Below are 259 nucleotides of genomic sequence, written 5' to 3' on the forward strand. Positions count from 1 at the left end.
GGCGGATTTAGAACGCATTTTGGCGCTGAACGGCAAGATTATGGCGCATCTCAAACTGGTCAAAATGGGCGGCATTGCGCCGACAATGGCTGCCGCACGACGTCTTACGGCAGCGGGCGTGCCCTTCATGATTGGTCAGATGAACGAAGGCGGTGCCGCTACCGCCGCCGCCCTGCACGTCGCCCGCGCCTGCCAGCCCGCTTACGCCGAACTTTACGGTGCCGACGGGCTGGGTAACGACCCGGTTCACGGCCTTTCC

At 62.9% G+C, this 259-nt stretch carries 1 protein-coding gene; it reads left to right on the forward strand.

Going from position 1 to position 259, the window contains the following annotated elements; translation table 11 throughout:
* Positions 1 to 259: enolase C-terminal domain-like protein (locus tag ACR9ZK_RS22455; protein ID WP_481344140.1), on the forward strand; the 259-nt coding region annotated here is incomplete at both ends.

The organism is Monashia sp. HAY1-5C (assembly GCF_056755255.1).